The organism is Streptomyces sp. LZ34, assembly GCF_053890475.1.
On the sequence record NZ_CM132680.1, the window covers coordinates 10,159,660 to 10,182,529 of the forward strand.

The following is a 22,870-nucleotide window of genomic DNA, read 5'->3' on the forward strand; positions in this document are numbered from 1 at the left end:
CCCTCCTTCGCGCCCGCCGTCTGGGTAGTTGGCGAGCAGACATCGGATTGCGCCAAGTGACCTCCCCCCCCACCAGGTCAGCACACACTCGTGTGCCTCGCACCCTTTGAACGGCACATCGGGGCAATCCCCGAATGCCGCATAGTCTGGATTGCTCCTTGAGGCAGCTTGCCAAGCTCCACTGGCGCATCGAGCACGACTACCGCGAGATGAAGCAGGCCCTGGGGTTGACCCAGGGCCCTGGTAGTTGTCGGCGGCGGCTGAACCGTGGTTCTGTCGCATGTTTTGTGGTGCGGTGACTGAGCGTTAGCTCAGGAGGATGCGTTTGCGGAGTAGGGGCAGCTTGGCACGGCCGAACATCTGTCGCTTGAGCATCTTGATCCGGTTTACTGCGCCTTCGACGGGGCCGGAGCTATAGGGCAGGGTGAGACCGTTGGTGACAGCCTGGGCGTCCTGCCGCAGGCCCGCGACGAAGGAGTGCAGGTCCGGTAGGTCGTCCGCTTGGACCTTGGACATCCATTCCTCCAGCTGGTCACCATGGCGCCTGGTCATCAGCTCGGCGAAGGTCCGGACGTGGTGGGCGGTCTTCTCCAGCTCCGGGCAGCGGCCGAGGATGGCCTTGAGACGCTCGGCCTGGTGATCGGCGATGTTGTCCGGGTGGCGGGTGATCCAGCTGGTCACGTCCCGCACTGACGGATGCCGACGGGGTGGCCGGTCAGTGCGGGGGAAGGCATCGCGCAGTTGCCGGACGTACTCCTTGATCACGCTCTCACCTCCGGTGTAGCCGCGGTCGCGGAGTTCCTCGAACAGTCGGCGGGCGGTGGTGCAGCCTTCCGCCCACCGCTGGTGGAGGTAGGGCTTGTGTGGGTCGAGGATGCTGGTGCGGCCGGTCCACTTGCCGACCAGCAGGTCGTCTGCGGTCGCCGTGCGCAGGAAGCGGCGGATGGTGTTGCGGGCCAGGCCGAGCTGTGCCGCGATGCCGCGCAGGCTGTGGCCTTGGCGGTGCAGCTCGTGGATGGCCTGGTGGCGCTCGCGGGTGCGGTCACTGATCCGCCCGGACGTGCGAGGTGCGGCTGTCGTTCGGGCCGTGGACGCGGCGGCCCGGACGTCCTCAGCCGTCAACGCTGGCTGGCCGTCGGGCAGTTCGGGCTCGGGGAGCAGGGCGCGATGGCGGACGACGGTCTTCTCCACGGCCTCCACCAGGTTGTGGAAGAGGTGCCAGCGGTCCGCACAGTGCTCGGCGTCCGGTGCTCCGGCGCGGGCGCCGTCGGCGTAGGCGGTGGAGCGGTCGCGGCAGATCACCTCCACGCCAGGGCGGTCGGCCAGCCAGCGGGCCAAGGTGGCGGCCTCGCGGTCGGGGAGAACGTCGATGGGCCGGTGGGTGCCGATGTCGATCAGGATCGTGCCGTAGGTGTGCCCCTTGCGGAAGGCGAAGTCGTCCACGCCCAGCACCCGTGGGGTGGGTTTGTTGGGGTCGGGCAGAGCGCGGATGAGCCGCAGCAGGGTGTCCCGACCAGCGGTCATGCCCAGCCGGTGGGCCAGACGGGCGCCGGCCCGGCCGGCCAGTGCCAGGGCGATTCGTGCCAAGGTGGAGCGTTGCCGCTCGGTACGGTGGGCATAGGGCCTGGTCAGCCCCGATACCTGTTCTGCGAAGGTCTGCCGAGGGCATTCCCGGTCGCCGCACAGAAAGCGCCGGACCGTCAACACCAGCACCACCGCCTTCCCCGCGGTCGGCAGGTGGGCGGGGTGACGCTGGTAGGAGCCATGGACCCGCTCGGACCAGCCGCGACATCCCGGACACCGCGCACCACGGGCAGTGCTGCGAGCCGCAACGCGTATGACCCCCGGCTCTGCCTCCACCGACGCGATCGCCACGTCGGCAACGCCAGGGAACAGCAGCTCCTTCAGGTCAACCGTGCTCTCTCCCACGACCGGTGACCATCACCCGGACGAGCATCGTGCGGGGCTGATTTCGGGCAACTTCCACACGGCCGTCCAGCCCGCCGACGGCTACAGACCGTGACCATCCACAACACATGCGACAGAACCAGACTTCGACCGACGCCGAGAGCATGTTGGTATTCGTGGAGGATGCCGCCGAGGCGATCGTGTCGGCGTATGTCGAGGCGGGCTAACGTGTCTGGGTCGTCGATCGGTGGGGGCAAGGGGTGTAGCGGTCTGGCGTTCGCGATGCCCTGGTGTGGTCGGTGTCCGTTGTAGAACTGCTCGAACTCGCGCAGGGTATGGAGGAGATGTCGCTGGTTCCAGATCAACGTGCGGTCGAGGAGCTCGCGGCGACAGGTCTGTATCCACCTTTCCGTGATCGAGTTCATCCTCGGAATCTGGATGCCGCTGAGCACGACTTCGATCCCCGCGTCCTTGAGGACGGCATCGAACAGTTCGGGGAACTTCCCGTCCCGGTCCCGGATCATGAACCGTGCCCGGCAGCCGAGGTCTTCGAGGTCCATGACCAGGTTCCTCGCCGCTTGCGCTACCCAGGAGATGGTGGGATGTGTGGCGGCGCCCAGGATGCGGATCCGGCGACTGCCGTGTTCGATCACCACGAGCACGTACATCCGTACCCCCGACAGGGTGACTGTTTCCATGAAGTCACAGGCCAGCAGGGCATCAGCTTGGCTGCGAAGGAAGGTGGCCCAAGTACTGGAGTTCCGCTCGGGTGCTGGGCCGGTGCCGGCCTCCTTCAGGATTTCCCAGACGGTGGACGCGCCCACCTTCACCCCCAGTACGAGCAGCTCGCCGTGCAGGCGTCTGTACCCCCAGCTCGGGTTCTCCTTCGCCAGCCGCAGCACCAGGACGCGGATCGAGCGCACGGTGCGCGGCCGTCCCGGGCGTTTGGGCCGGCAGGACGCGGCATGGCGACGTGCGACGAGGTTGCGGTGCCAACGCAGTACCGTGTCGGGGCGTGCGAGCAGCCGTAATCTCCGCAGGATGTGCAGTGGCAGCCGGTGCAGCAGCGCCGCCAGGAATGCCCGATCGCTGGGCGTGAACCGGACCTTGTCCTTGCCAAGTTGGCGTTCCAACACGGTGATCTGGTGGCGCAGGGCGAGGATCTCCGCGTCCTTGTCCCGGTCGGTCATCGGCAGCAGGCGAAGCATCGCGAACGCGTTCGACACACCGAGATAAGCCAGTCGCAGCAGCACGGTCGATCATCTTGCCGCGGTGAGCGCCAGCCTCGCGAGGGCGCCTGTTCTGGCGACTTCGCCGGTCGACTTCCGGTACACCGCGCGCACCGCCTCCCACCAGGGCGGATGAAATTCTCGGCAAGCGCAGGCTCCACCTCGGGGCCTGCGGCCCGGCGAACCACGTGCTGTCAGGTGCGTAGCTCAAAGAGATGTAGTCCACGGGCACCAACGGCCACGAAGGTCCGGTCGTCGCTCGCCCACATGCATCCCGTCAAGGCGTCATCGGTGCGTACAAGCGTTGCATTGGCTCTGCTGAGAACGTTCCAAACACGGATGTCTCCGCTCTTGCTCACGCTGGCGAGCCAGGCGCCGTCGGGTGAGATCGCCACCGCGATCACCCGGCCGGCTTCCCCGATGAAGGTCTTGGTGCACCGTCCGCTGGCCCGGTCCCACAACCGTACCGCCCCGTCCCAGCTGCGAGTGGCGAGCCAGGTGCCGTCAGGCGAGATCGCTACCAAACTCACCTGGTCGGTGTGTCCGGTGAGGGTGGTGGTGCACCGTCCGCTGGCCCGGTCCCACAACCGCACCTTCCCATCCCCGCGGCCAGTGGCAAGCCAGGTGCCGTCAGGCGAGATCGCCACAGCGATCACCCGGCCGGCTTCCCCGGTGAGGGTGGTGGTGCACTGTCCGCTGGCCCGGTCCCAGAGCCGGACCGTCTTGTCCCCGCTGGTGGTGGCGAGCCAGGTGCCGTCAGGCGAGATCGCCACAGCGATCACCGGGGCGGCTTCCCCGGTGAGGGTGGTGGTGCACTGTCCGCTGGCCCGGTCCCAGAGCCGGACCGTCTTGTCCCCGCTGGTGGTGGCGAGCCAGGTTCCATCGGGTGAGATCGCCACCGCGATCACCGGGGCGGTGTGTCCGGTGAGGGTGGTGGTGCACCGTCCGCTGGCCCGGTCCCACAACCGCACGGTCTTGTCCCCGCTGCGGCGGGTGGCGAGCCAGGTTCCATCAGGCGAGATCGCCACCAAACTCGACGGGCCGAACTGGTCGGCAATAGTGGCAGTGCACTCTCCATTCGCAGATCGCACCAGCAATGCTTCATCCGCGTCGCCGCTGCCGAGGGCACCGTTCGGCGGTATCGCTGCGTAGGAGGTCGAGATTGCCTGCGAATCTGTGCTGGGTGCCATGTTCGCGGGGTCCCAGAGCCGCACCGTCTTGTCTCCGCTTGTGGTGGCGAGCCACGTGCCGTCGGGTGCGATCGCTACCAAACTCACCTGGTCGGTGTGTCCGCCAAGGGTTTTGGTGCACCGTTCGCTTGCCCGGTCCCAGAGCCGCATTGTCTTGTCCACGCTGGTGGTGGCGAGCCAGGTGCCGTCAGGTGAGATCGCCACCGCGATCACCTGGTCGGTGTGTCCGGTGAGGGTGGTGGTGCACCGTCCGCTGGCCCGGTCCCACAACCGCACAGTCCTGTCTCTGCTGGTGGTGGCGAGCCAGGTTCCATCGGGTGAGATCGCCACCGCGATCACCTGGTCGGTGTGTCCGGTGAGGGTGGTGGTGCACCGTCCGCTGGCCCGGTCCCACAACCGCACAGTCCTGTCTCCGCTGGTGGTGGCGAGCCAGGTTCCATCGGGTGAGATCGCCACCGCCGTCACCCCGCGGGTGTGTCCGGTGAGGGTGGTGGTGCACCGTCCGCTGGCCCGGTCCCACAACCGCACAGTCTCGTCCCAGCTGCTGGTGGCGAGCCAGGTGCCGTCAGGCGAGATCGCCACCCCGGTCACAAACTCGGCGTGTCCGGTGAGGGTGGTGGTGCACCGTCCGCTGGCTCGGTCCCACAACCGCACAGGGTCTCCGCTGGCGATGGCGAGCGTGGCGAGCCAGTTGCCGTCAGGCGAGATCATCACCGCGTTCACCCCGCGGGTGTGTCCGGTGAGGGTGGTGGTGCACCGTCCGCTGGCCCGGTCCCACAACCGCACAGTCTCGTCCCAGCTACTGCCGGTGGCGAGCCAGGTGCCGTCAGGCGAGATCACCACCGCGTTCACCCTGCGGGTGTGTCCGGTGAGGGTGGTGGTGCACCGTCCGCTGGCCCGGTCCCACAGCCGCACCTCCCCATTTGCGCTGCCGGTGGCGAGCCAGGTGCCGTCGGGTGAGATCGCTACCGAGCGCACCCGGTCGCTGCCGGTGAGCGTGGCCAGCAGGGCGCGGTCAGGGAGGTCGGGAGGAGGCCGAAGCCCGACCAGGAGCGGCCGTGCGGGGGAGGCATCTAGCCGGGCGGTGATCTGTGTGCGCCAGGACGGCAGGAAGGCGAGCCGGCTATAGAGGGTGTTGACCACAAGAGGGGCCGGGTCGGCAGGAGCTAGCAGATGGGTGACCTGTGCCAGGGAGCGAGTTCGGGATGCCGCGTCCGCCGTGGGAACGTGGCTCAGGTCGCGTTGAGGTGCGTTGGAGCCGTGCCGTACGAGGCGCTCCTCAACCCATCTGAGGTCGCTGGCGACGGCCTCGGCCAGCTCAATGCGACCTGCTGCGACGAGGTGTTCGATCAGGTGGTCCTGGAGGTAGCCATCTGCTAGTTCCCACCATGCCGGATAGGAGGTCAGCGTGTGCGGTTCAGTGTCGGGAAGGTCGTCGGCTGAGGCGTCCACAAGCTGCCCATGCAGCGCAGCGAGCCGTGTCGGGTCGTGGGTGCCCAGAAGATAGTCGCGGATGACATCGTGCAGGCTGATGCGCCCCCCGTTATCCGCGGTGAGAGTGAGCAGCGACAGACGTGCCAACTGGGCGCACAGGTCCCGGGAGGCCCGCTCGCTCAGCGCGCCGGTGGCCCGCCAAAGTCTCGCGATCAGCGGCACCGGCACGGCCTCGTCCTCGGCGAAGATCGCGAGTTCGGCGAACCGGTCCATGCCGCCCTCAGGCAGCAGATCAGTCGCCGCTTCCACGGTGGCGCGGATTGCCCGACGGCGGTCTTCCGGTCGGTCCACGCCGATGGTGGCGCCCGAGGGATCAACCCCTTGCGGGCCCTGGACGCGGAGCTGGTGCAGCATCTCCTCGGCGGCGCGAGCCAAATCCTGTCCGGTCTCGACCTGGGCCTTGATCTGCCGGTTGACCAAACGCAGCAGCAGAGGCCATCGACCGGTGGCATCCAGCAGCGCGCCGGCGGTCAGCGCAGGCAGGCCGTCGAGTTCCCACGTCAGCACGGCGCGGGCCTGGTCGAGGGTCATCTGGTCGACCCGAATCGTCCGGGTGCCCGCCGGCAGTAGCGAGGGGACTCGGGTGGTGATTAGGCGTACGCAGTTCGTGCCGCCTTGGAGGAACGGTTCGAGCTGCTCTTCCGTCCAGACATCGTCGAGGAAGAGCAGGGTTCGCTTGCGTTGGTCCAGCAACCGGCCCAGATGCCGGCCGGCCTCATTCGGATCGGAGAACTGCTCGGTATCGCCGGTGATGAACCTGGCAATCTCGGCAACCCGCGCGGCGATCTCCGCCCGCCCTCTCGCCTCCCGGCCGATGGCAAAGCTGTACACCCCACCCTTGTAGCGCTTACGCACCCGAGGGCTGGCACAGATCAATTCGGCGAGCGTGGTCTTACCAAAGCCTCCCGCGCCCGACAGCGACGTGGTGATACCCACCGTCCCCCTCGTGCCGCACACGGCATCCTCGGCTTGCCTTCGCTCCTCTCGATCGACAATCCATTCCCTAATTGGGGCAGGCTCAGGCGGCTCAAGAGACGGGGGTGACTGTGTCCGAACCCCTCCGACCGCTACGCCAGCTCCCGCCACGGCCAACACCCCGAAGATGACCCAGCCTCCTGGCGACGATGGCTCGGACACCAGGCCCTGCAAGGCGGCGACGACCACGCCTGCACCTGCGAGTACCGCTCCCACAGTCTGCCGCCGCACTCAGCCCCCATGACCGTCACCGCCAGCACCCGTGTGAAGACACCAACGGCGGTGCTGTAACACAGTTGACCGCTAACGTCCTACACCCTACTCAGCGGAGATCACGTTCGTCCTCGTGACGAAAGCACTTCTGGCCGCGATCGTTCTCGCGGTGTTCTGGGTGCCAACGATGTTTGTTAAGCGTCTCCGCAAGGTGAGCACGGACCACTGGCGGCATGAGTCCTGTCTGCAGAAGCGACCTGGCGCGTTGCACGGGCCCTGATGCGCTTCGACGCGCCTCGGCGGCAAGGCCGGAAAGATCGGCGAGCTTGAGCCGAGGACGGCTCCGCCAGGGCGGTACCAGGTTGTTCTCACGCACGACGATCGGCAGGCGTCTCGATGCCTGGTGACACGATCCCGTGATGGCCGAGCAGGAAGTACCTTGCCCGAGTCCGAGAGCACGGCCGAGCGCCTAGACGGCGGTTGGCGCGGGCATCGCTCGCAGTCGCGCCCGTGTAGGGCAAGCACAGTGCGGGTGCCGATAAATCATCCACGCAGGTCGGGAGCCTGATCACGGATCTTCGGCTCTCCATGTCATTCGCCCCATGCGCTTCACCCGCACGGGGCCCCGGCGGCATCATGATCTGTCGTGCTGCTGCGTCTGGCCTACCTCGCCGCGACCAACGCCCTGGCGTTCCTACGCCTCCTGCCGATGAGCGACCGAGACAGGGACATCGAGATCCTCGTCCTCCGGCACCAGCTGCTGGTCCTGCAGCGTCAGGTCGGCAAGCCGAGCTTCACCGACAGCGACCATGCCATCCTTGCCGGCCTTCTGCACCACCTTGCGGGTGCCGATAAATCATCCGTGCAGTTCACGTCGCGTGCTGGTATTCGTGGAGGGTTCCGCCGAGTCGGTCTCGTCTGTGGACTTCCAGGTGGGCGAGTTGGTGTCAACGGCCTCTTGATCGTCCCCGCTGGCGGCCTCGAGACATCCCCGCTGGTGGAAGGCATGATCGCCCCGCTCGCGGCCAGATATTCTCCCCACCCTGGGTCGGTGTGGATCAGCTGAAGGGCTTCACTCCCTTTCCGGTGGTGGCCTCGGTGAATCTGAATGAATCACCCTGAGTGACCGTGACGTGGGCATGATGGAGGAGCCGGTCGACGGTCGCGGTGGCCAGGGTCTTGGGCATGATCTCGTCGAATCCAGACGGGTGGAGGTTGCTCGAAACCGCGATCGAGCGCCGTTCATATGCGGCATCCACCAGGCGGTAGAAGCCCTCGGCGGCGTCCTCGGAGACGGGCAGCAGCCCGATGTCGTCGACGATGATCAGGTCCGAGCGGACGATCTTCGCCAGCGCCCGGGCGATCGAGTCGTCCGCGCGGTGGCGGCGGACCAGGGCGCCCAGGTCCTCGATGGTGAACCAGGCGACAGTCAGGCCGGCCTCGACCGCGGTTTGCCCGAGCGCCTCGGTGAAGTGCGACTTTCCCGTTCCCGACGGTCCGCAAATACAGAAGTTCTCCCGGCGGCCGACCCATTCCAGACTCTTCAGGGCGTCCTGGGTGGCCCTGGGTATGGACGACTTGGACTCATGCCAGTCCCCGAAGGTCTTCCCGGTGGGGAACCCGGCCCGCTTGCGGCGGGTGTGCAGGTTGGCCCGGTCGCGTCCGGCCGCCTCCTCGGCCAGCAGGACGCGGACGACCTCGGCGGGATCCCAGCGTTGGGCCTTGGCGGTGGGAATGATGTCGGTCAACGACCGGCGGATGTGCGGGAGTTTGAGCCGCTTGGTCAGCTCGATGGCCTCGGCGAGCGGGTCTCCGTTGGTGCCGGGAACGGTGCGCAGAGGGGTGGCCATCAGGAGTGGTCGCTTTCGTCGTACTCGGAAAGATCAGCAGTGCTCGGGGCGGCGGCGCCGAGGGCGGACCAGGCGGAGGTGCCAGGCTGCAGCGAGTGGGCCTCGCTGCGGCGGACCGGCTCGGCCAGGCCGTGGACGGCCTGATAGTCGAGGATCGACATGAGATCCTTGTCCGCGAAGCGGGCGGTGACCGCGGCGGTGCCGAGTGCGCGGTCAACTTCCGCTATGGAGTAGAGCTTTGAGAGGGCGACGGCCTCGGCCATCTTCGCCTTGATCCTGCGAACCCCGGCCGCCCCGGCCTCGATCAGCCAGCTCGCGGCACCGGGTCCGAGCTGGAGAAACGCGGCCTCCTCGGCGGAGGTCGCCCTCGGAGTGCGGTCGGCTTCCTTGTCCTCGCGCGGCGGATAGTGGGCATCCTCCAGGACCGGGCTGCCGGGCTCGCCGCGCGGGTGGCGGGCGACCTCGACCGCGGAGCCGGTCTCGTCGACGGCGGTGACGATCAGCTCGTCGCCGTGGAAACGGGCCCAGACCCGGGTGTCGATCAGCTGGTGCGGGACCGAGTAGCGGACCGCGTCGACCGAGATCGTCGATTCCCAGGAGACCCGCCGGGTGGTGCCGAAGGCCGCGGTGAACGGCCGCCGCGGCAGCGGGTGCAGCCGCTGCCGTTCTTCCGCGAGCCGCTCGACGGGCTTGCGCCGAGTCGCCTTGTGGGGGCGGGAGTTGACCTCTTCGCAGAACTGCCGGCAGGCGGCCTCCAGCTCACCGAAGGTCTTGTACTGCTCGCGCAGATTGACGTCCCTGGGCACCAGATCGGCCTTCGCGAGCTTCACCGTGGACTCGCTGCCGCCCTTCGTCTCCGGGTCCGCCGGCAGACATGTACGGATCGTCGTGCCGTAGTGCCGGGCGACCTCGACGACCTCCGGATTGCGGACCGCGATCCCGGCGACGTGGTCGGTGGTGACCGTCTTCTCGTTGTCGGTGAGGACGTAGGCCGGGATGCCGCCGATCCGGCGGAACGTGGTGTCCAGACATGCGGTGATCGTTGGCAGCGTCTTGTCCCAGATCGGAATGACGACGCGGAAACGCGACCAGGCCAGCCATGCGCAGAACAGCGTGGTCTTGCGGCCTTTGATCACCGGGCCGTCGCCGAAGTCGTACTGAAGCCAGAGCCCGGGCTCGGTCACCCACGGCCGATAGACACGACGCCGACCTGCCCTGAACTGGGCTTTTGCCTCGGCAACGGTGCGGCGGGTGGTGCGTTCCCCGCCGGTGAAGCCCATCGCAGCGATCCTCTTGTGGACCACGTCCGCGCGGATCTTGCCCTGCGAGCGGACCACCAGTTCCTCGATCTTCGGCAGATAGTCGTCGATCTGCCGGGCCCGGTGCCGGCGCTTGTCGGGCTGCTGGCCGGCCGCCCGCATCTTCACGTACCGGGCCACCGTGTGGTGGTCGCACCCGGCCAGCTCGGCCGCGGCACGGTAACTGCCTGTGAGGTCGTATGCCTCAAGGATCTCCATGATCTCCCTGCTGTTCTTCACCCGCTCCAGCGTCGCCGAGCGGGACTACTCGGGGCGAGCGGGGAGAAAACTGGCCGTACTCGGGGAAACCCGTGGCCACAAAATGCGCCGTATATGGCCGCCACCGGGGAGCTTACGGAGGCCGCCGTCACACACTGGAGCCGCCTTCGGTGGGATCGGCGTCAGCCCAATCGCCCGGCCGACGACGGACTGCGTTTCGTCACCCACACAGCCCCATTTCGTCGGTACGCCAGAAGTGGTGATGGGTTCAGACGGTTGTGCAGTCCATACCGGGCATCGTGCGTTCATTGGCTATCACGGTAGGAGGGCAGGCGACCGGTGTGTGGGACGGCTGGCGTATCAGCGACCTTGGTCGTCTTTGGCTCGGCCGCGGAGGGTGGTGAGGACGAGTCGGCCGTAAGGGGTGGTGAGGAGCGCGGCCGTGGCGGCGAGGGCTCCAGTGGTGGCGGTCAGGAGGTGCCAGGGGTTTTGGTCGCCGAGGTGAAGGGTGTCAATATCCCGATCAGGCTGCTGAGCTGGGCGTTTCCTGTGGATGGTGAGGCGGTCGGGGTGGCGTGGTGTGGTACTCGTTGAGCAGTCCACCGAGTACCTGCGTGCGCCTGACCGTGGCGGCGGGCAGGGGGATGATGTTCGGGTCGTCGTCTGGGGCTCGTAGGTTGAGGCTGCGGTGGGCTCGTCCGGTGTTGTAGTGCTCGGTGTACCTGGTGAGGACGGCACGGAGGTGTCGTTCGCCGGTGATGAGGAGGCGGTCGGTGCACTCTGCGCGGGCTGTGCGTATCCATCGTTCGGCGAACGCGTTTGACCGGGGGCTTTGCGGCGGAGTCGGGATGACGGCTGTACCGTTGCCGGCGAAGACGGCATCGAACGCGGCGGTGAACTTGCTGTCCCGGTCACGGATGAGGAACCGGAAGCACCCAGCCCTGTCGTTGAGGTCGATGAGCAGGTTGCGGGCGAGTTGGGTGACCCATGCGCCGGTGGGGTGGGCGGTGACGCCCAGGACGTGGACGCGCCGGGTGGCGATCTCCATGACGAAGAAGGCATAGAGACGTTTGAGGAAGACGGTCTCTACATGCATGAAGTCGCAGGCGAGCAGCGTGTGGGCCTGGGGGCGGAGGAAAGTACGCCAGATCTGTTGGGAGGCGCGCTGCGGTGCGGGCGGTAGACCGGAGCGGCGCAGGACGCGGCGGATGGTGGCGGCGGCGACCCGATGACCGAGCCGTCGCAGTTCACCTTGGATTCTGACGTATCCCCAGGTCGGGTTCTCTCTCGCCAGGCGCTGGATGAGCGCGACTGTCTCTTCTGGCAGCGGTGGTCGGCCAGGCCCGCCCGGTGTTTGACGCCATTTCCAGCGCACCAGGCGGCGGTGCCAGGTCAGCAGGGTGCCCGGGGTGACCAGCCGGTGGCGACGTAAGGCGGGTGGCAGGTGCCGTGCGAGAGCGGAGAGCATGGCACGATCAGCCCATGAGAGCCGCGGCCGCTCGATCTGCCGGCGAAGCACAGCGACCTCATGACGAAGGGCAAGGATCTCGGCGTTGTTCGCGGCGGTCGATCGGCGCAGCAACAGGAGCCAGCCCAGTAGTTGGCAGAAGATCAGGTAGAACAGTCGCAGACCCACGATCAGTGATCATGCCCATACTTGAGCGATCGGAAAGCCCCAGGTCAACCACAGTAGGGCAATAAAGACACCCTTCACGGGTAGCGGTGGTGGTCCAGCAGCGTGGTGAACAGCCGCAGGCTCGTGTTCGTCGTCGTGCCGTCGGCGGCACGGACCGTCACCGTGGCCTCGATGACGCGGATGGCCACTCCGGTGATCTGCGGTGGTGCGGTGCGCCGGTGACGCGTCCACCGGCGCAGACGATCCCGTTCGTTGGTCCCAGTGGACATCGACAGGTAGGTTCCGTCGGGAAGTGCGTGCAGCACCGGCGGCTGCAGGTCGGCGCTCATCCGCCAGAGCAATTGTGCGCCGGTGGCCGCGGCAGACCGGGCCAGCGCGAAGCCTTTGCTGCCGCGGTCGGCCAGCAGGAGCATCCCTGGCCTCAGTGCCCGGCAGAGCACCGTGCACTGGGACTCCTCAGCCTGGGTCCACGGCCCGAGCACCGCGTCGACCAGCGCCCGGGTTCCGCACTCGACCAGTGCGGAAAGCCGGATCATGGGGAATCCACAGATCCCGTTGCGGCCGGAGGCCCGGCCGCAGTACGACCGGTTGGCCTCGCTGTCCGTGACCAGGACGCCCGTGCTGTCCCAGGCCACCGTCCGCATCGCCTTCCACCACGATTCCGCCGCGTCCTCGGCCGCCACCGCCCCCTTCACCTGGTCGAACAGCACGGACAGCGGCGCCGAGCCGAGCCGCCGCCGAGCCTGGCGCAAGGCCGCGGCGGATGGGTCGACGTCGGGCATGCCCGGGGCCGCGACCAGGGCTGCCCACACGCCCCGATATCCGCACTCGCCGAACAGCGCCATGGCCAGGACGAAGTACACGACCACTCGCGAAGGCAACTTGCGCACCCGAGACTGCACCCTCCCGGTCTTCGCCAGCACCGCGTCCACCAGCGACGGCGCAATGATCTGCGTCAGCTCGCCCAAGTGCCCGGCGGCGAATGCCACTTCACCGCACGTGCGTAGACGTGCGGGCATGCCAGACTGAACCAACGGGGCTCCTCGCAGTAACGGTGTCTTGGTCGACTTCCGTCCTACGCGGAGCCCCGCACCTCTACATCAACTTCCCCGAACCACTTGACAGCAGCCCCAGACCGCAAACTTCCCGGTATTGGGGCAAGACCGACGCCCGCGACGCCTATGTCATCGCCGACCAGGCCAGGATGCGCCGCGACCTGCGGCCCATCCGCCCCGGCGATGAAGCGGTCATCGAGCTCAAGCTGCTGACCGGACGCCGCGCCGACCTGGTCGAGGACCGCACCCGCGTGGTCAACCGCCTGCGCGGCACCCTGCTGAGCATGTTCCCCGCTCTGGAGCGGGCCCTGGAGGTCACCAACACCGGGCCTCTCAGGCTGCTGACGGGCTACCAGACCCCGGCCGCGATCCGCCGGGCCGGCGTCATACGGCTGACGAAGTGGCTGGCCAACCGCAAGGTCCGCAACGCCCGAGCCCTGGCCGAAGCGGCCGTCGAGGCGGCCGAGCGGCAGCACACCGCGATCCCCGGGGAGAAGACCATCGCGAAGCTGGTCCACATCCTGGCCGAGGAGGTGATGGCCCTCAACGAGCAGATCTCCGAGGTGGACAAGCTCATCGAGGGCGGGTTTCACGAGCACGAGCTCGCCGAGATCGTCCTGAGCGTCCCGGGCATCGGCACCGTGCTCGGCGCGGAGTTCCTGGCCGCTGTCGGCGGCGGCCTGGACGAGTTCGGCTCCCCGGACGCGCTGGCGGCCTTCGCCGGCGTCGCCCCGGCGCCCCGCGACTCGGGCAAGGTCAGCGGCAACCTCCACCGGCCGGTCACCTACCACCGCAGACTCCAGCGGGTCTTCTACACCTCCGCGCTGGTCAGCGTCCGCTACGACCCGGACTCGCGGATGTTCTACGACCGCAGACGCACCGAAGGCAAGAAGCACGTCCAGGCCGTGCTCGCGCTCGCCCGCCGACGCGTCAACGTCATCTGGGCCCTGATCCGTGACCAACGGTGCTATGAGGTCACACCTCCGGTCACCGAGGCTGCCTGACTGCTGGGCACGCATAATCACAGTCGGCCCATTTCCCGCGCGGCTATCCTCCACGGGATGCCACTTCGCCAGCACGCCTACTTCGCACTGTTCAGCCGGCACACCACGGCAGACGACATGGCCTCCGAGCTGGGCATCACCCCTGACGAGGTGACTGTTCGCGGCAGCCGGTTCACCGAGCCGGCGGTGGTTCCGGTCGACCACTCGTGGATGGTTGTCTGCCGGGAGTCGGGTCTGCGCGTCGACGAGCAGATCACCTGCATTCTCGACAGACTTCAGCCCCACACGGACCGCATCTGCGACCTCACCAGACATCTGGCCCGCACCGGCGGCGGAGCAGTGCTTCAAACCGTGCGCTACTTCAACGACACCGACCAAGCCCAGCCAGGCGCAGCGGACGCCCCCAACCTCTTCGGCTGGCACCTGGACCGCAAGGTCCTGGACTTCCTCAACGCCACCGGAGCCGAGTTCGACATCGACGAGTACGACATGGCCGGAGCCGAGGACACCACGTGAGCACATGACCCCGTACTCACCTCGCACATGCGTCGAACTCCGACGGCTTGACAACAGCATTAGGAAGCGTGCTGGTACTGGTGGAGCGTTCCGCCGATCCGATCTCAGTCGCTGGAGTTGCTGAGGTCCTGGATACGGGCTTGTATCAGGGGGAGGATCTCGGCAGTGGCTCGTTCGACGGAGGCGGCGAGCACTTCAGCGTGGAGCTTGCGGTGCGGTAGGTGAGCGAGTTTGTCTCGCAGTGCGATGGGGCCGCTGTATGCCTGTGTGACAAGGCCGTGAGATGCCTGTTTCAGCATTTCGCCGAAGGTGAGCATGCAATAGGCCAGGGCTAGGAGGCCTTGGTCACCTGGCTTCGGCGTTCCATTGCGGATGATTGAGCGGGCCTGGTCGAGCGCTGCTGTTGCGTCGGTCAGGCGTAGCAGTTCCTGGCGCTCTCGGTCGGTGCGTGTGGTCACGCTGCCCCGCGCAGATCGTTCAGAGGTTCGGTTTCGTCGATGTCCACGCCGGGGCCTCGAGGGACGACTTCCACGAGGGCGCCGAGGATGGTGGACAGATCTGTTTCGAAGCTGGTGATGTCGAAGTAGGAGCGGTCGGCGTCCAGGGTTGCCACGAGTTCCCCGGGTTCGGTGCTGAGCGCGAAGGAGTGCAAGCCGTGCTGACGCCCGAGCTGGTGGATGGTCGCGGCATTGGCGCGGAGCTTCGTGGCAGTGGCTGGCCTCATAGCTCATCCTCCTTCGTGATCTCGGGTACCAGGGTCGGCAGTGGCCAGAATATAGGAGTGTGGCAGCGGGATGAGCGTGCTCGGGAGCCCCCCGCTGGGAGCGGCGTTCTCTTCCTCTGTACGGCGCTGTACGGCTCCGAGACCTGCCGCTACCGTGCGCTACAGATCGTCGCGAAGGGTAGTCACTGGGCTGGGGGTCAAGGGGTCGCAGGTTCAAATCCTGTCGTCCCGACCAGCATTTTCGCAGGTCGGAGGCCGTTTCCGCGGGTAGCGGGGGCGGCCTTAACCATGTCCGGGCTGGGAGCAAGTGGGAGCCCTCGTGCTCCCAACTCACAGACGTGTCAACGGTGCCCGATTCGTCCGTCACCCGATCCGGTAGACCTACCGCGCCGTACCGCGCCCCCACGCGCCGTCGTCAACCAGGGGCCCCGGACGTCACCCCATCGATCCGGATGCTCTCTGCATCGAGAGGCATAAGAACCCCTTGTCGGCTCTCGACCCCCTTTCGGGGTGGGAGCACGATCTCGTGCTCCCCATGCGACAGGGGGAAGCTGTGGGCTGAGGGCCTCGGTAGGCGTGTTTCCGCAGGCAGTCGGTGCTCGGGTGTCCCGGCCGCAAGGTGCCTGCCGCGTCAAGACGAGGTAATGCCCCTTGGCGTCTGCCGGCAGACGGGTCACTCCCAGGGCGTGAGCGCCCTATCGGGCTCTGTAGCGCCGTAGCGAGACAGTCGGCAGGTGCCCTCGCCGTCGGAAAAAGTGTGCCAAGCGACTGCTGGGCTGGCCGCAGAGGGTCTCCAGAAAGGGGCAAGGCTCCGGCCGCGGGCGGCTTCCCGAGCACGGTGCGGTGCAATACGGCCCACGCCAAGGCCTACGCCGCCCTGGCCCACCGCTACGCCCGCCGCCTCAGCAGCCCACGCCAGCCGGCGTGGAAAACCGGCGCGGCCCTCGGCATCACCCGCCCCGTCCGAATCGAGAAGCGCGACCTCACGCAGCGGACGCTGTCCCACGCCGTCGCATGAACGGTGACCCGCTTCTGCTACTCCGCAGGCGGCGGAACAGGCCGCCACATAGCGCAGCCACCGGCGCCACCGCATCGGCAGCGGCCGCAGCTCTGTCTCCTCCTAACCGTCCGCGGCGGAAGGCTGGAGTTCGTAGAAGGCCCCGTAACGCAGCATCGCGGAGAGGACGTCAGCCCGGCGTCTGGCAAGGCAGAGCAGGACTTGGGCGTGGTGCTTGCCCTGGCGATCTTTCTGTCGTAGTAGGCCCGCGATGCCGGGTTGCCCGGGGTGGCAAACGAGGAGAGGAAGAAGGACCGCTTGAGCCGCTTGTTTCCCCGTCGGCAGGGTTGTTCGCCGCGGATCGAACTCCGGGTCGCCGGGGCGAGACTCGAGAGGGAACGCTAGGCGGTCACCGTCCACGGGAAGTTCGGCAGGTTCGCTGCGAACCACCCGTCAGCCAGTTCCAGCACCCGGTCAATATGCGCGGCATCGAAATACTCGGAGCCCATCACCGGGCGGATGCCCTGGCTGGCCAAGCAGTCCAGGACATGCCGCTCGACATCGTGAGCTGCGCCGACGGGCAGGTCGGTTATGAGCCTGCGGACTTGACCCAGACCATGCTGGACGCGGTGGGTATCAAGCCGCCCTCGTCCGTCACCCGAGGAGATTCCGGGCTTCACCATGACCCCGTCGGTCACCACGTAGTACACGGTTGGTTCGGGGCGAACGCCCGCTCCCCTGCAGCGGGCGCACAGCAACTCGCGCTTCAACCCGGTGTTGATGCCCACCGAGGTCAGGTGCCCGGCAACGCAGCACAGGCGCACAGTCTGGGCGATGCGGTCCGACATGGCGTCAAGGATCATCACGTCCTGCTCGCGGGCGCGGCGCCTGAATTCAACGAGCTTGGGCGTCTGGGAGATGCCGCGACACGTAACGCAGGGGTCGTCGGCGCCGTCGAAACCCGTCGTGAATCCGTAGGTACTCCCCGGCACGCGCCCGGGAGTACGCGGATTCATCGCGGTGATCGTGAACTCATGCCCATGCAGGCAGCGAACCTCCGCAGCCGGGTACCCGTTAGGGGATGCGGCGTCGGCCAGGATTCGGAGATCGGTCTCGATGGCGTAGGCAGCGAACGATGCACGGGCGGCTTCCTCCCATCGCTTCCGAGTGCAGTGCTCGCACTCCTCCAGTGCCTTGGGGAAAGCCCCCAGGGTCGTCATTCCCGTCGCCATGAGGAACGCGCTCCCCGCGGGTGCCTGGATGATCGTGCTGCCGAGCTTGGGGTGCAGCGCGGTCACGGGGGTTACCTGAGTCGAATGTCCCGCGTCGCAGGACAGTGTCACGTGGTCCAGGATGCCGCTCAGCTTGCTCCGTACCGTCCAGCCCAGTTCGTAGGCCCGCGTGGCGAAGAGCGCCATGACGGCCGCCTCGGCACGGGCGAGCAGCCGGGCAGAGCGTAACGCGTCCTCCGGCGAAGGCGCGGCGGTCTGTGTATCGTCACTCATGTCGTCCCCCATCTCCACAGGCGCGTCGGCTGCGCGAGCGCTTGGACGAGGTCGAGGGTCGCATGGCGCACTGACAGCGGGCGCAGGTGCTCGCCCGGTTGGTGGACGGGGCCGACACACGGACGGCGTGGAGGGGCTCACCCTGGGTCGGCAACGGGCTGTGGTCGACCTCCTTGCCGAGATGACGATCCCGCGGGGGGCCTTTATGTGTTTGGTCAAAATAGGTTCGAGTCGTTGAGGTTGGGGGCCGAGCCGGAGTGGACCTGAGTCAGCAGGCTGTGCAGCCGATTCGCGACCCGGGTCGCTTCCCCTGCCAGGTCGTCGTCGAAGCCCACGATCATCTCCAGTTCAGCGATCATCTCGTCCTCGCCGTCGATCGCCCGCAGCGTGTCAGGCATCGCGCGGGCCGCGTCGGCGATGATGAATGCGTCCCTCGCGTCCGTCTTCGCCTCGCCCGGATAGAGGTCGGCGATCCGCCGCATCGTCAGCCCCGGCAAGTAGGCGATCGGACAGCGCATGTCCCTCGCCAAGGCCAGCGGCAGGGACTTGATCGAGGCTGGCTGGTCGACCACGACCAGCACCGTTCCGTGCTTGGCCTGGGGTTTCGTGGTGTTCGCCTTTGCCAACGTCCAGGCCGAGGAAGACGTCGATGTCGCCGGTGTCGATCACGTGCACTCCTGCATCGCGCTGTCGTCCGGCCTTGCCAGGGCACCGAGCTGCCACATCCACGTTATGGAGAGCTCTTCCAGCTCGGGTGAAGCCGGTTCTCAAGCCCCTCACCAGCGGTCCGTGGATGCCTCCGGGACCGGTGACACCACCCCCCCCGGATCACCAACAACAGGAGGAAGAAGTCATGCCGGACCCGAAGGTCGGAGGCCCGGCTGCGAGCCACGAAAAAGGTAGCGGGGGCGAGCCGTGCGCTTGTCGAGAATGTCATCCGTCCTGGTCGGAAGCCTGCACCCGGGCTGGCGGTGGTCGGCCTCGTCGCTCGAGTCGGCGGTCTCGCGCAGATGGCAGTCGACGCGTCATGATGATCGACCGTGCTGCTGCGACTGGCGTAGCTGGGAGTGACCAACGCGTTTGCGCTGCTGCGTCTGCTGCCGATGAGCGACCGGGACAAGGATGCGGAGATCCTGGTCCTCCGCCATCAGGTCACAGTGCTCGAGCGCCAACTCGGTGGTGATCGAGTACGGTTCACGCCGAGCGATCGGGCGTTCCTGGCGGCGCTGCTGCACCGGCTGCCGTTGCCGGTTCTGCGGCGTGTGCGGCTGCTCGTGCGTCCTGACACGGTGGTGCGCTGGCGTCGCGACCTCGCCAGGCGCCGTCATGCCGCCTTATCGCGTCCCAAGCGACCCGGTCGGCCTCGTACAGCGCGGTCCATCCGGATTCTGGTGCTGCGTCTGGCGAGGGAGAATCCGCAGTGGGGGTACAGACGGCTGCACGGCGAGTTGCTCGTGCTGGGGGTGAAGGTGGCCGCCTCGACCGTATGGAAGATCCTGAAGGATGCCGGCGTCGATCCGGCGCCCGACCGGAGCTCCAGCACGTGGGCCGACTTCCTGCGCTTCCAAGCTGACGCCCTCCTGGCCTGTGACTTCTTTGAGGCGGTCACCTTGTCCGGCGCGCGGATGTACGTACTCGTGGTGATCGAACACAGCAGTCGCCGCATCCGGATCCTTGGCGCCACCGCACACCCGACCGCATCCTGGGTCATACAGGCGGCGAAGAACCTGGTCATGGACCTCGAGGACGTCGGCTGCCGGGCACGATTCATGATCAGAGACAGGGACGGGAAGTTCCCTGTCCTGTTCGACGCTGTCCTCAAGGGCACGGGGATCGAGGTCGTCCTCACCGGCATTCAGATGCCGAGAATGAACTCGATCATGGAAAGGTGGGTGCAGACCTGCAGACACGAGCTCCTGGACCGGACCTTGATCTGGAACCAGCGCCACCTCCTCCACACCCTACGGGAGTTCGAGGAGTTCTACAACTCCCATCGACCGCATCAGGGCATCGCGAACGCCCGACCGCTACACCCACTGCCCACACCAATCGACGATCCGGACAAGCTAAGCCACCTCGACATACGACGCCACGACCGCCTTGGCGGCATCCTCCACGAATACAGACATGCCGCGTGACCTGCACGGACGAGGTATTCGGCAAGCGCACCGTCACCGCCTTGAGGAACAGCACCGTGCCACCGCCGCGTTCCTCACCCGCCACGCCCCGGAGATCGCCGAGTGAAACGCGCCCTGCCCGGCACCGGCACCGTCAAAGCCGCCATCGATACCGTCCTTGCCGAGGCCGCAGCCCGCGGACGGCGCCCCACCGTGACCGCGATCGAGCGGCTCCTGGACATCCCGCACGCCACCTTCCACCGGCACTACGCCGACCTGATCGACGTGCACTTCCGGTCCCGCATCCCGGCGCCAGCCCAGCCTGCGACGCCGACGGAACCCTCCGGATCCGACACGCGTACGGAAGCCAACCTGAGCCGGCTGCGGAAGGAGAACACCGACCTGCGCCGCACCCTCGCCCTGTACGAGGAGGCCATCCGCCAGCTGGCCCTCGAAAACGACGCCCTGCGCAGCGGCGGCACCGTTCTTCCACTGCCTACCCGCAGCACGCCCGTGCCACCCGCGCCGTCCTGAATCCGACACCGCCCTCGGAGGCGTCTGGTGTGCGAAAGGACGCTGGGCGTGGCGCGCAGCCAACTACCGATGATCAACTGTTCATCAAGCCGTGCGTGCCGGCGGCATCCCGGCTCCCGCCCTTGTCGCGTCGGTGCCCCAGCTGGCCAGCAGTTGTAGTGCCTCCGCCGACGGGGAACCGGGTTCGGCGTAGTACGTCGCCTCCGTGTAAGCGGGTACGTCGGGGCCGGTGGCGTATCGCCTTGCTGGGGCACCGGTTACTGCCGCTCGGCGCACGAGGTGTTGTTCGACGTGATCGATGCCAACCGTAAGCTGGACGCCTGGCTGCGGTGGGTCCGGTTCGTCGCGGCCACGGAGGGGTGCCCCGGAGCGTCAGGCGCACTCGGTGTTCACGTAGGGCTCCACGCGGCCGACGCTCTCCTTGAGGACGAGGTCGAGCAGTCCGGGGAAGCGCTGGTCCAGATCTTCCTTGCGCAGAGTGTTGAAACGGCGGGTGCCGACGTCGTGCTGCCGGATGAGACCGGCCTCGCGCAGGACGCGGAAGTGGCGGGTGAGTACGGACGCGGTGACGTCCTGCGTGAAGCCGCTGCAGGCCAGGCCAGGGGAGACGGAGAGGGTGACGACGATGGTGAGCCGGGTCTCGTCGGTCAGCGCGCTCATGATCTTGAAGAGGTCGAGGTCGTCCGTGTCGGGGTGGACGAGGGGGGATGAGGTGCGACTGGCCATGAGAAAAGAATAACCCCTGCCCCATGTTCGCGTTAGCGCGTACATGGGCTACAGTGAAGGCACGGATTGACCCTTCATCCGTCATCCACCGGGTTGCCCATCACCGGTACTACGGCATGCCACGAACGCCTTTGACGGCGCGGCCTGCATCAAGAACGGAGCACACCCCATGACCACAACACAGGCGACCGAGCCGAGGACGCACCGGACCGAAACTGCCGCGGAGGTGGTCGGCCGCCTTCGTGCGACGTTCAACACCGGCGTCACCCGCGGACTGGACTGGCGCGTCAACCAACTGCAGCGGCTGCGGGCACTGCTGGTCGAGAACGAGCAGGAACTAATCGAAGCCCTCTGGGCTGACCTGAGGAAGAACGCCGCCGAGGCCAAGACTCAGGAGATCGACTTCACCGTCGCCGACATCGACGAGGCACTGGCGAATCTCGAAAACTGGCTTCAGCCTCGCCCGGTGGAGGTTCCTGCCCACTTCGGTCCCACGACAACGGCCTACACCACGTACGACCCGCTCGGGGTCGTCCTGGTGATCGCTCCGTGGAATTTCCCGCTGCACCTTCTCATCGACCCCATCATCGGCGCGCTGGCCGCCGGGAACACCGTGGTGGCCAAGCCGAGCGAGATGTCGGTGCACACCTCGGCGGTCGCTTCACGACTCCTGCGTGAGTACTTCGACGCCGATGTGCTCACCGTGGTCGAGGGAGGCGCCGAGGAGACCACGGCCCTCCTGTCGCAGCGTTTCGACCAGATCTTCTACACGGGCAATGGCACGGTCGGCCGGATCGTCATGGCCGCAGCAGCCAAGAACCTCACCCCGGTCACGCTCGAACTCGGGGGCAAGTCGCCGGTCTTCGTGGCGCCCGACGCCGACGTGGACGAGACCGCGAAGCGGCTGGTCGGCGCCAAGTTCGGCAACGCGGGGCAGCAGTGCATAGCCCCTGACTACGTTCTGACCGATCCTGCCACCGCCGCCGCACTGGTTCCCGCCCTGCGCGCGGCGGTCGAAGCTCAGTTCGGCTCCACCCCGCAGACCGCAGCCGACTTCGGCCGGATCATCAACGAGCGGCATTTCGACCGACTCACCCGTCTGCTGGATTCCGGCCGGGCGGCGGTGGGAGGCCAGCACGACCGTGACGACCTGTTCATCGCACCGACGGTGCTCACCGATGTCGACCCCGCATCGCCGGTCATGCAGGAGGAGATCTTCGGTCCGATCCTCGCCGTCGTCGAAGTCGATGACCTCGATGCCGCTATCGCCTTCATCAACGAACGCGAAAAGCCCCTCGCGCTCTACGCCTTCACCACTTCCGAGGCCACCAAGTCGCGCCTCGTGAATGAGACGTCCTCCGGCGGCGTCGCCTGGGGCCAGCCGGTGATGCAGCTGCTCATGCCGGGACTGCCTTTCGGTGGCGTCGGCGAAAGCGGCATGGGCCGGTACCACGGCCGGTATTCCCTCGAGACGTTCAGCCACCTCAAGGCCGTCGCGGACGTGCCGCTCAACTAGGCCCGCGCTTTCGTGGAGCAGGCTGTCCGATGGGCGATCGGCTGGCGGAAGTGCCTCAGGCCGGTGAGAATGAGGAGCGCTGAGATCGCTGTTCCCGCCACCGCCGGAAGCGCGTTCCAGGTGAAGCCGTGTATCGGTCCTCTTCGCGGGGGCGCGTCGAGGGA

General features: G+C 67.2%; 16 protein-coding genes and 5 pseudogenes. 7 read left to right on the plus strand and 14 right to left on the minus strand.

Annotated features, from left to right (window positions below; translation table 11 throughout):
- Positions 1 to 306: 306 nt before the first annotated feature.
- The 3 genes from ACWY4P_RS43440 to ACWY4P_RS43450 all read right to left on the minus strand — a co-directional run bounded on the left by ACWY4P_RS43440 (position 307) and on the right by ACWY4P_RS43450 (position 6,985).
- A complete protein-coding gene (locus tag ACWY4P_RS43440; RefSeq protein ID WP_456206332.1) occupies positions 307 to 1,929 on the minus strand; it encodes an ISL3 family transposase in 1,623 nt (540 codons plus the stop codon).
- Positions 1,905 to 3,161 carry an integrase core domain-containing protein gene (locus tag ACWY4P_RS43445; protein ID WP_456206333.1) on the minus strand — a complete coding sequence of 419 codons (1,257 nt, stop codon included), beginning with the start codon at positions 3,159 to 3,161 and terminating at the stop codon, positions 1,905 to 1,907. Before ACWY4P_RS43445 ends, ACWY4P_RS43440 begins: the two co-directional genes overlap by 25 nt.
- A gap of 170 nt (positions 3,162 to 3,331) precedes the next feature.
- Positions 3,332 to 6,985 (minus strand): NB-ARC domain-containing protein, encoded by a 3,654-nt coding sequence (locus ACWY4P_RS43450; protein ID WP_456206334.1) that lies wholly within the window; start codon positions 6,983 to 6,985, stop codon positions 3,332 to 3,334.
- A 670-nt stretch (positions 6,986 to 7,655) separates the two neighbouring features.
- On the opposite strand from ACWY4P_RS43450, the pseudogene ACWY4P_RS43455 reads away from it, so the two are divergent.
- A pseudogene (locus ACWY4P_RS43455) lies at positions 7,656 to 7,850 on the plus strand (integrase); the annotation flags it as partial.
- Between the two features lie 217 nt (positions 7,851 to 8,067).
- Here ACWY4P_RS43455 and istB read toward each other — a convergent pair.
- The 4 genes from istB to ACWY4P_RS43475 form a co-directional block, all read right to left on the minus strand.
- Positions 8,068 to 8,859 carry an IS21-like element helper ATPase IstB gene (gene istB, locus ACWY4P_RS43460; protein ID WP_456206335.1) on the minus strand — a complete coding sequence of 264 codons (792 nt, stop codon included), beginning with the start codon at positions 8,857 to 8,859 and terminating at the stop codon, positions 8,068 to 8,070.
- On the minus strand, positions 8,859 to 10,397 hold the full coding sequence (gene istA / locus ACWY4P_RS43465) for an IS21 family transposase (protein ID WP_456206336.1): 1,539 nt from the start codon (positions 10,395 to 10,397) through the stop codon (positions 8,859 to 8,861). The genes istB and istA overlap by 1 nt, the downstream gene beginning before the upstream one ends.
- 502 nt (positions 10,398 to 10,899) lie before the next feature.
- Positions 10,900 to 12,012 carry an integrase core domain-containing protein gene (locus ACWY4P_RS43470; protein ID WP_456206337.1) on the minus strand — a complete coding sequence of 371 codons (1,113 nt, stop codon included), beginning with the start codon at positions 12,010 to 12,012 and terminating at the stop codon, positions 10,900 to 10,902.
- Positions 12,013 to 12,086: 74 nt separating this feature from the next.
- Positions 12,087 to 13,001, minus strand: coding sequence for an IS4 family transposase (locus ACWY4P_RS43475; RefSeq protein ID WP_456206338.1), 915 nt, complete (start codon positions 12,999 to 13,001; stop codon positions 12,087 to 12,089).
- Between the two features lie 167 nt (positions 13,002 to 13,168).
- Here ACWY4P_RS43475 and ACWY4P_RS43480 point away from each other — a divergent pair.
- Positions 13,169 to 14,071: pseudogene (locus ACWY4P_RS43480) on the plus strand (IS110 family RNA-guided transposase); the annotation flags it as partial.
- 57 nt (positions 14,072 to 14,128) lie between these two features.
- Positions 14,129 to 14,587: a DUF4279 domain-containing protein gene (locus ACWY4P_RS43485; RefSeq protein WP_456206339.1), complete on the plus strand. Its 459-nt coding sequence runs from the start codon at positions 14,129 to 14,131 to the stop codon at positions 14,585 to 14,587.
- Between the two features lie 104 nt (positions 14,588 to 14,691).
- On the opposite strand, the gene ACWY4P_RS43490 is transcribed toward ACWY4P_RS43485, so the two are convergent.
- The gene (locus tag ACWY4P_RS43490) at positions 14,692 to 15,045 is read right to left on the minus strand and encodes a hypothetical protein (RefSeq protein WP_398533987.1); all 354 of its coding nucleotides are present in this window, start codon (positions 15,043 to 15,045) and stop codon (positions 14,692 to 14,694) included.
- Positions 15,042 to 15,311 (minus strand): hypothetical protein, encoded by a 270-nt coding sequence (locus ACWY4P_RS43495; protein WP_398533986.1) that lies wholly within the window; start codon positions 15,309 to 15,311, stop codon positions 15,042 to 15,044. The genes ACWY4P_RS43490 and ACWY4P_RS43495 overlap by 4 nt, the downstream gene beginning before the upstream one ends.
- Positions 15,312 to 16,149: 838 nt before the next feature.
- Here ACWY4P_RS43495 and ACWY4P_RS43500 point away from each other — a divergent pair.
- Entirely contained in the window at positions 16,150 to 16,329 is a 180-nt protein-coding gene (locus tag ACWY4P_RS43500; RefSeq protein ID WP_358709148.1) for a hypothetical protein, read from the plus strand.
- A gap of 102 nt (positions 16,330 to 16,431) precedes the next feature.
- Here ACWY4P_RS43500 and ACWY4P_RS43505 read toward each other — a convergent pair.
- From ACWY4P_RS43505 to ACWY4P_RS43515, 3 genes and pseudogenes are all read right to left on the minus strand, one after another.
- Positions 16,432 to 16,700, minus strand: a pseudogene (locus ACWY4P_RS43505) (IS110 family transposase); the annotation flags it as partial.
- Between the two features lie 9 nt (positions 16,701 to 16,709).
- The gene (locus ACWY4P_RS43510) at positions 16,710 to 17,813 is read right to left on the minus strand and encodes a hypothetical protein (protein ID WP_404749187.1); all 1,104 of its coding nucleotides are present in this window, start codon (positions 17,811 to 17,813) and stop codon (positions 16,710 to 16,712) included.
- 257 nt (positions 17,814 to 18,070) lie between these two features.
- Positions 18,071 to 18,482, minus strand: a pseudogene (locus ACWY4P_RS43515) (IS110 family transposase); the annotation flags it as partial.
- Positions 18,483 to 18,916: 434 nt separating this feature from the next.
- Between ACWY4P_RS43515 and ACWY4P_RS43520 the strand changes: the two are divergent.
- Together ACWY4P_RS43520 and ACWY4P_RS43525 are read left to right on the plus strand one after the other, a co-directional pair.
- Positions 18,917 to 19,951: a helix-turn-helix domain-containing protein gene (locus tag ACWY4P_RS43520; protein ID WP_456213260.1), complete on the plus strand. Its 1,035-nt coding sequence runs from the start codon at positions 18,917 to 18,919 to the stop codon at positions 19,949 to 19,951.
- 102 nt (positions 19,952 to 20,053) lie between these two features.
- A complete protein-coding gene (locus ACWY4P_RS43525) occupies positions 20,054 to 20,464 on the plus strand; it encodes a hypothetical protein (RefSeq protein ID WP_456206340.1) in 411 nt (136 codons plus the stop codon).
- Positions 20,465 to 20,548: 84 nt separating this feature from the next.
- Here ACWY4P_RS43525 and ACWY4P_RS43530 read toward each other — a convergent pair.
- Positions 20,549 to 20,662 (minus strand): annotated as a pseudogene (locus tag ACWY4P_RS43530) (transcriptional regulator); the annotation flags it as partial.
- Positions 20,663 to 20,836: 174 nt separating this feature from the next.
- Positions 20,837 to 21,190, minus strand: a complete 354-nt coding sequence (locus tag ACWY4P_RS43535; RefSeq protein ID WP_097228359.1) for an ArsR/SmtB family transcription factor — start codon at positions 21,188 to 21,190, stop codon at positions 20,837 to 20,839.
- A gap of 169 nt (positions 21,191 to 21,359) precedes the next feature.
- Here ACWY4P_RS43535 and ACWY4P_RS43540 point away from each other — a divergent pair, with 169 nt between their 5' ends.
- The gene (locus ACWY4P_RS43540) at positions 21,360 to 22,706 is read left to right on the plus strand and encodes an aldehyde dehydrogenase family protein (RefSeq protein ID WP_358709154.1); all 1,347 of its coding nucleotides are present in this window, start codon (positions 21,360 to 21,362) and stop codon (positions 22,704 to 22,706) included.
- Positions 22,707 to 22,870 lie beyond the last annotated feature (164 nt).